This window comes from Sphingopyxis sp. KK2 (genome assembly GCF_001990265.1).
Lineage (GTDB): Bacteria > Pseudomonadota > Alphaproteobacteria > Sphingomonadales > Sphingomonadaceae > Sphingopyxis.
On sequence record NZ_LYVN01000076.1, the window covers coordinates 12,501 to 18,901 of the forward strand.

The 6,401-nt window shown below is 65.8% G+C and carries 6 protein-coding genes and 1 pseudogene (1 of these 7 only partly in view); 3 read left to right on the plus strand and 4 right to left on the minus strand.

All coding sequences use genetic code 11. The features are described 5' to 3' along the window. Positions 1-1,422: the 3' portion of a lipopolysaccharide biosynthesis protein gene (locus B1A78_RS13380; protein ID WP_077147452.1), read on the plus strand. 96 nt of this gene lie to the left of the window's left edge; the window shows 1,422 of its 1,518 coding nt (coding positions 97-1,518); its start codon lies beyond the left edge, outside the window; the stop codon is at positions 1,420-1,422. Here the strand turns inward: B1A78_RS13380 and B1A78_RS13385 are convergent. Beyond that, the gene (locus tag B1A78_RS13385) at positions 1,407-1,832 is read right to left on the minus strand and encodes a CBS domain-containing protein (protein ID WP_077147453.1); all 426 of its coding nucleotides are present in this window, start codon (positions 1,830-1,832) and stop codon (positions 1,407-1,409) included. The two genes, B1A78_RS13380 and B1A78_RS13385, sit on opposite strands and share 16 nt — an antisense overlap. A 124-nt stretch (positions 1,833-1,956) precedes the next feature. On the opposite strand from B1A78_RS13385, the gene B1A78_RS13390 reads away from it, so the two are divergent. Together B1A78_RS13390 and B1A78_RS13395 are read left to right on the plus strand one after the other, a co-directional pair. Then, positions 1,957-2,268 carry a hypothetical protein gene (locus B1A78_RS13390; protein WP_077147458.1) on the plus strand — a complete coding sequence of 104 codons (312 nt, stop codon included), beginning with the start codon at positions 1,957-1,959 and terminating at the stop codon, positions 2,266-2,268. Then, positions 2,255-2,632 carry an acyl-CoA thioesterase gene (locus B1A78_RS13395; protein ID WP_077147454.1) on the plus strand — a complete coding sequence of 126 codons (378 nt, stop codon included), beginning with the start codon at positions 2,255-2,257 and terminating at the stop codon, positions 2,630-2,632. Before B1A78_RS13390 ends, B1A78_RS13395 begins: the two co-directional genes overlap by 14 nt. Here the strand turns inward: B1A78_RS13395 and B1A78_RS13400 are convergent. The 3 genes and pseudogenes from B1A78_RS13400 to B1A78_RS22685 all read right to left on the minus strand — a co-directional run. Beyond that, on the minus strand, positions 2,629-4,323 hold the full coding sequence (locus tag B1A78_RS13400; protein WP_077147455.1) for a DUF4139 domain-containing protein: 1,695 nt from the start codon (positions 4,321-4,323) through the stop codon (positions 2,629-2,631). The two genes, B1A78_RS13395 and B1A78_RS13400, sit on opposite strands and share 4 nt — an antisense overlap. 3 nt (positions 4,324-4,326) lie before the next feature. Next, a complete protein-coding gene (locus tag B1A78_RS13405) occupies positions 4,327-5,808 on the minus strand; it encodes a DUF4139 domain-containing protein (protein ID WP_077147456.1) in 1,482 nt (493 codons plus the stop codon). Positions 5,809-5,834: 26 nt separating this feature from the next. Then, positions 5,835-6,401, minus strand: a pseudogene (locus B1A78_RS22685) (hypothetical protein); the annotation flags it as partial.

Genomic DNA, 6,401 nt, shown 5'->3' on the forward strand with positions numbered 1-6,401 from the left:
TCGGGCAGCCAGATTCTCGCGCAAATCATCACCTGGGGTTCGACTTTGCTCGTGATTCGCCTGCTCGATCCGGCGGATTACGGCCTTTTTGCGATGACTCAGGTGATTCTCGCCTTCCTCGCCTTCCTCAATGGCTATGGATTCGCGAGCGCGCTGGTCCAGTCCGAGCAGCTCGATCCCTTTCGCGTGCGCCAGGCGTTCGGGCTTCTCCTCCTGCTCAACGGCCTGCTCGCCGCGGTGCAGTTCTTCGGCGCCCCGCTCGCCGCCTCCTATTATGGCCAGCCGATCGTCGCCGACCTGTTGCGCGTGCAGGCGCTCATCTTCCTCGCGACGCCCTTCATTGCGCTGCCCGAGGTAATGATGAGTCGCGCTTTGGATTTCCGGCGCCAGGCCTTCGTCAATCTTGCGGCAGCCTTGGTGGGTGCCGGCACCGCGCTCGCGTGCGCGCTGTCGGGCTATGGCGTATGGACGTTGGTCTATGCGCCGATCGCGCTGTTCTGGACGCGCGCGATCGGGCTGACCCTCGCGGCGCGCCTGCTTGTCTGGCCCAGCTTCGACTTTCGCGGCTGCGGCCAGATCATCACCTTCGGCTCGGCGGTGCTCGCCTCGCACTTCTTCTGGCTGGTGCAGACACAGGCCGACATCTTCATCGCCGGCCGCCGATTCGATCCGCATGCACTGGGGCTTTATGCCGAGGCCCTGTTCCTCGCGCAGATCTTCGTGTCGAAATTCGTGCCGCCGCTCAACGAGGTCGCCTTTCCCGCCTATGCGCGAATCCAGTCGGACAAGGGCGCGGTGCGCTGGAACTTCCTCAAGGCGATTCGCCTGCTGATGCTCGTGCTCGCCCCCGCCTATGCCGGACTCGCGGTCACCGCGGCGCCGCTCGTCGAGACCGTGTTCGGGCTGAAGTGGCTCGGCATGGTGCCTTATGTGCAGATATTGGCGCTCGCGCTGCTCGTGATGACGGTGCAGATTCTCTTCGCGCCGGTGACCAACGCGCTCGGCCGCCCGGCGATCGCGATGAAGGCGTCGCTCTGCGGCGCGATTCTCTTCCCGATCAGCTTCCTTGTCGGCGCACAGTTCGGGCTGATCGGCCTCGCCTGGGCGTGGCTCGTCGCGATGCCGCTGCTCTTGATCGTCACCGCGAAGCTTTCGGCGCCGGTAATCGGCGTGACGCTCGCCGATATCGGCCGCGCGGTACTGCCGGGACTCGCCCCCGCGCTGGTGATGGCGGTCGCCGTCGGGCTGATCGACCGCGCGCTCCCCGCCGGGCTGATCGCGCCGCTGCGACTCGGGCTGCTCGTCGGCGCCGGCGGGCTGATCTACCCCGCGCTACTCTGGCTATTGGAGAAAGAGGCGATCGCCGAAATTCGTCGCCTTATACTACGGCGCCCGGCGGCGGCCGTTCAGGACGCTATATAGTCGCGCATCGCCGCGGCTTCGGCCTCGATATGGTCGATGCGATATTTGACGAGGTCGCCGATCGACACGAATCCGACCAAGGCGCCATCATCGACCACCGGCAGGTGACGGATACGCTTCTGCGTCATCAGCGACAGCGCGCCGATCACCACCATCTTCGAATCGCAGGTCACCGGCGATTTGGTCATCACCTCGTCGATCGTGCGGTCGAGCGCATCGGGGCCATAGGAAGAGATGAGTCGGACGAGGTCGCGTTCCGAGAAGATACCGACGATCGCATTGCCCTCGACCACCGGCACCGCGCCGATGCGGTGCTGCGCCAGCAGGTCGACGACCGTGCGCACGCTGTCTTCCTTGCGCGCCGAAACCACCGCGCCGGTCCGTCCGTGGAGAATCGCTCCGATCGTCATGCCTTGCCGCTCCCCATCTCTGTGTCGGGAAAACAATCTATCATGATTCGCGCGCCAAGCGAAACATCCTGCCGCACCTCATTGCCGCTTGGCCTTGCGCCCCGGCTGGTCCATGGAGGCGGCCATGGTCAAACCTTCCCCGCTCGACGACCGAGCGACCTCGCAAATCGCCTGGGGGCGCTACCGCCGGCTGATGCTCGGCATGGCGCTGGTGTCGACGCTCGCAGTAATAATCGCGCTGCTCTATCTCCACTTCACCCTGCCGCACGGGCTGACGATCCATATGATCATCGCCACCAGCGCGGGAGTCGGCCTGTCGGTGATGCTCGGCGCCGCGCTGATGGGGCTCGTTTTCCTGTCGAGCGGCAGCGGGCATGACGAGGCGATCGAGGACCCGTTCGAAAACGACCCGGAAATGAAAAATGACAAACCCTGACCGCGACCCGATCCTGCGCGTCGTTCCCGCGCCGGCCGACATCAACAGCAACGGCCATATCTTCGGCGGCTGGGTCTTGAGCCAGATGGACATCGCCGGCGGCATCGTCGCGGCGCGAATCGCGCAGGGACCGACCGCGACGGTCGCGATCGAGGCGATGGAATTCATCGCGCCGATCCTGCTGCGCGACATCATCTCGGTCTATGCGCATCTCGAACGGCGCGGCCGCACCTCGATGGGCATCCGCCTCGAAGTGATCGCGAGCCGCGGCCGCGGCGAAGAGCAGGTGAAGGTCACCGAAGGCCTGTTCACTTTCGTCGCGCTCGACGAGAATCACCGCCCGCGCGCGCTGCCGCCCGCCTAATAATCGTCGGGGCCTTCCCAGTCGTCCTGGTTGTCGGCGCCGATCGGGTCGACCTCGCGCACCCGATATTCGATCGTCTTCTTGCCCTCGGCGGGCACCGTCGCCGACCAGATGCGCTTGCCGTCGCGCAGCTTCGTCGGGCGGCTGATCTTGTCGACCATATGATATTCGTCATTGGCAAAGCTGATTTCGACAGGTTCGGGCCGTTCGCCGTCATTCTCGATCGTGATGCGATAGCGCGTCCAGCGCTCGCCCGAATCGACCTCTTCCTGGTCGGCGTCGATATAGATGTCCTCGGGCTCGGGCAGTTGGAGGTCGATCAGTTCGCCGACCGTCTTGTCCTTCACATTCGTCTCGGCGACGAGCATCGGTTCGCCCAGCCGGCGCTGGAACAAGGCGACCTGCCCGCCGGGCATCGGCTCGGCGAGCGGGCCGTCCTTCTTGTTATCGATGCGCAGCACCGGATCGACGTAGGAATCGAAATTGTCGCCGTTCACCGCAAAGGCGTGAAGCATCTGCGCCGCGACTCCCGGCTTTTCGAGGAAGGCGATCTGCTTGCGACTCTGCGCGCCGAGCGTCGTCGGCTGCGGCACGCGGTACAGCTTGTAATCGCCGATATCCTCGCGCGGCGCGATTCGCGCGCCGGTGACGATGATCTCGCTATCCTCGTCGCCGCCCCCGCCGCCGCCATAAAATCCGATCTCGTAACCGCCGGCATATTCGATATCGCCCTCGGGCAAGCGGTCGGGACCGAACAGCCGCGGATAATATCCGCCGCTTCCGCTGCTCCCGCGCGGCCAGCAATCGAACCAGACCTCGATATTGTCGGGGTTCCACGGATCCTGCTCGGCTTCCTGCCGCTTTCGTTGCTCGGCTTCCCACGGCTCCTCGTCGTCGGCGAGCGGCGCAGCCGCGAAGAAAGCGATACGCCCCGCGATCACCGCCATGTCGGCGTCGACGAAGCTCGTCGAATCGCCGCTCGCGACGGTCAGCCACGCGAAGAGATCGACCGCCTCGGCATCGTCGGCGACCTGCCCGACATAGTTCGACTGCCAGTCGAAATTATTGGCCAGATAAGTGAGTTCGAGCGTCGTCCGCCCGCCCGGCTGGTCGCCGAGCGTCATCGACAGCGTCGGCACCGGGTTCAGCCCCGCGGGCACCGCATCGTAAAGCAGGGTTTCGGACAGGCCGCTGCATTGCACCGCCTCATACCCGCCCTTGCGCTCGACGATCAGTTCGGCCGGCCCCGAGCGGATTCGCACCCGCTCGAGACTCGCCTTGCCCGTCGCGGGGTCGGTGGTGCGCAGCATCACCTGCTGCCCGGTCAGCGCATCGAGCAGCCCGCGCTGCGACAACAGCCGCCGGTCGTAATTTTTTTCGCGCGGCTTGCCCCCACCCTGCAGCAACGCCGATTCGGGCAGGATGCTGCTCGACACCCCCTCGAATCGCAATGTCACCGGCCCCGGCGGCAGGTCGACGGTGCGCGTCTCGCGAATCAGCGCAAAGCCGCCGAGCGGCTCCTCCTCGTCGGGCGCGGGCAGCGGCGATCCGGTGTCGCGGTTCGGGTCGCGGTACAGGCTGATGGCGACATGGTCGGGTTTCGGCGACGCGACCACCGGCGGATCGGCGGCGCGCGCGGGCGTCGCCAGCATCGCGAGCGCCCAAAACAATCCAAGCGCGGCGAAGCGCATGGCTCAGTTCAGCGTGTCATATTGGACGGTCAGTTCGGTGCGCCCGTTCGCGGGCACCGTCACCAGCCATTTGCGGCTGTCATACGCCTGCTCCTTCTCGGCCGGCAGGCTCTCGAACGGCACGCGCGTGTCATTGTTATAGCTGTTGAGCCCGTGCTGCGAGAATTCGACCGTCACCGGCGTCGGCCGCGCGTTGGTGAAGATATAGCGCATATGCGTGCGCCAATAGTCGCGCTTCACATCGGTCTCGGTGACCGTGACCACGCCATTCTTGGTTACCCGCGTCGACGAGCTGCGCGTCCAATCCTCCTCGGTCAGCTTTTCGCGCTTGTCGATGACCGCCTGATATTTGACGTCGAACGCCTTGCCCGTCGCGAGCGACAGCGTCGAACCCGTGCTGGTGTGGCCGATATAGGACTCGCCGACGAACTGCGCCGCGCCGCGCGCATCCTTGACGTACAACCGCACCGACCCCGCCGGCATCGCGTCGCCGACTCCACCCTTGCCGGTCGAGAAACGATAGGTCGAAATCGCGCTCTCGGCCTGGTCGGTGGTGCGGAAGCGGTCGACCGACGCCGAATAGCCGCGCGTCGCGGGCACCCCCATCGCGTCGAGAAAGGCGATCTGCTTCTGCTGCGCGCTCGCGATTGTCGTCCGCTCGGTCATCGGATAGGCATGCATGTCGGCAAGCGCCTCGGCCTTCGCCGCTTCGGTCCCCGCGCTGGTCAGCGCCGCAGGCTCGCCGTCGCCGCTCCGCGAACCGCGCCTGATCCCGATCTGCTCGCTCGCGACGAGCAGCAGTTTGGCGTTGGCGAAACCGGTGCCGCTGTTGTTGCGCAGCGTGACCCAGCCCTGCACGTCCATCGCCTTCGCGCCCTCATCGTACAGCGCGACATAGTCGGCGCGCCAGCTCAGCCCTTCGGACAGATAGCGCAGGGTCAGCGGCCGCGTCCCCGCGCTCTTGCTGTCGACCGTCACCGACAAGGTCGGTCGCGCGCGCAGGTTCGCGGGGATGCCGTCGAAGATCACCCGCACCGGCAGATTGTCGTCGCGCAATATCTCGATTCGCCCGCCGACATCGAGCACCACCCCGCCATTGACCGCGAGCACCTTGGCGCGCTCGCGCAGTTCGGCGCCGGTCGCGGGGTTGGTGCGGATCAGCGTGATCTCCTGCCCCACCGCCTTCTGCATCATCGCGGTGGGGGAGAGCAGGTCGAAGTCGAAATTCTGCTCGACGATCTCCAGCCCGGTGCCGACCAGGCTCACCGTCTCGGGCCGGATGCGCGTCGACACGTCGGGGAATTCCAGCTTCGCTGCGCCCGCGGGCAAATTGGTCTGGCGCGTATCGGTGACCAGCGCGAGTTCGCCGCTGTAGATGGTCACCGCGACATCGCCCTGCCCGCCGGTGCTCACCACTTGCTGCGCCGCCGCCGGCACCGCGACCGCCGCGAGCAGCAGCCCCCATTTCTTCGACCCACCCGCCATGCGACCTCTCCCCTGCCTGTCTTTCGTCAGCGCATCTTCTGCCGGAATGTCTTCACCACGCTGTCGTTCGCCGGCACGCGCACGCGCCACACCCAGCTCGACCCGCGCCGCTCCCAGTCCACCGGTTCGGGATCGATGGTAAAGGGGATCAGTATCTCGACCTCGGCATCGAACGGCCGCGCATTGGTCAGCGTCACCTGCCAGTCCTGATATTCGCCCTTCGGCCCGCGTGCGATGACGACGCTCTTATATTGCACCGCGGGGCTGAGCCCGAGTTCATAGTCGACGCGTTCGCCCTTCGCCTTGTCGCCGATCTGCGCTTCGCCGACGAGCAGCCGCCGGCCGCCGATCGTCTCGAACACTGACGCCGCGCCGGCGGGCAACGCCAGACCGAGTCCGTCCGACTCGCGATTCTGGACGCGCAGCATCATCGTCAGCGGCTGCACGCGGTCGGCCATCCAGTCGTAGAATATCGTGGTATACAGCTGTTCGACCGCAACCTTGTCCTTCACCAGCAGCGCGACCTGCTTCTGCCCCTTCGCCGAGACATCGACGCGGAACGGGATGCGATAGAATTTGAGGTCACCCAGATC

Coding starts and splice junctions, on each gene's coding strand:
- B1A78_RS13395 (WP_077147454.1), top strand. CDS start 2,255: ATGACAAACCCTGACCGCGACCCGATCCTGCGCGTCGTTCCCGCGCCG.
- B1A78_RS13390 (WP_077147458.1), top strand. CDS start 1,957: ATGGTCAAACCTTCCCCGCTCGACGACCGAGCGACCTCGCAAATCGCC.
- B1A78_RS13385 (WP_077147453.1), bottom strand. CDS start 1,832: ATGACGATCGGAGCGATTCTCCACGGACGGACCGGCGCGGTGGTTTCG.
- B1A78_RS13405 (WP_077147456.1), bottom strand. CDS start 5,808: ATGGCGGGTGGGTCGAAGAAATGGGGGCTGCTGCTCGCGGCGGTCGCG.
- B1A78_RS13400 (WP_077147455.1), bottom strand. CDS start 4,323: ATGCGCTTCGCCGCGCTTGGATTGTTTTGGGCGCTCGCGATGCTGGCG.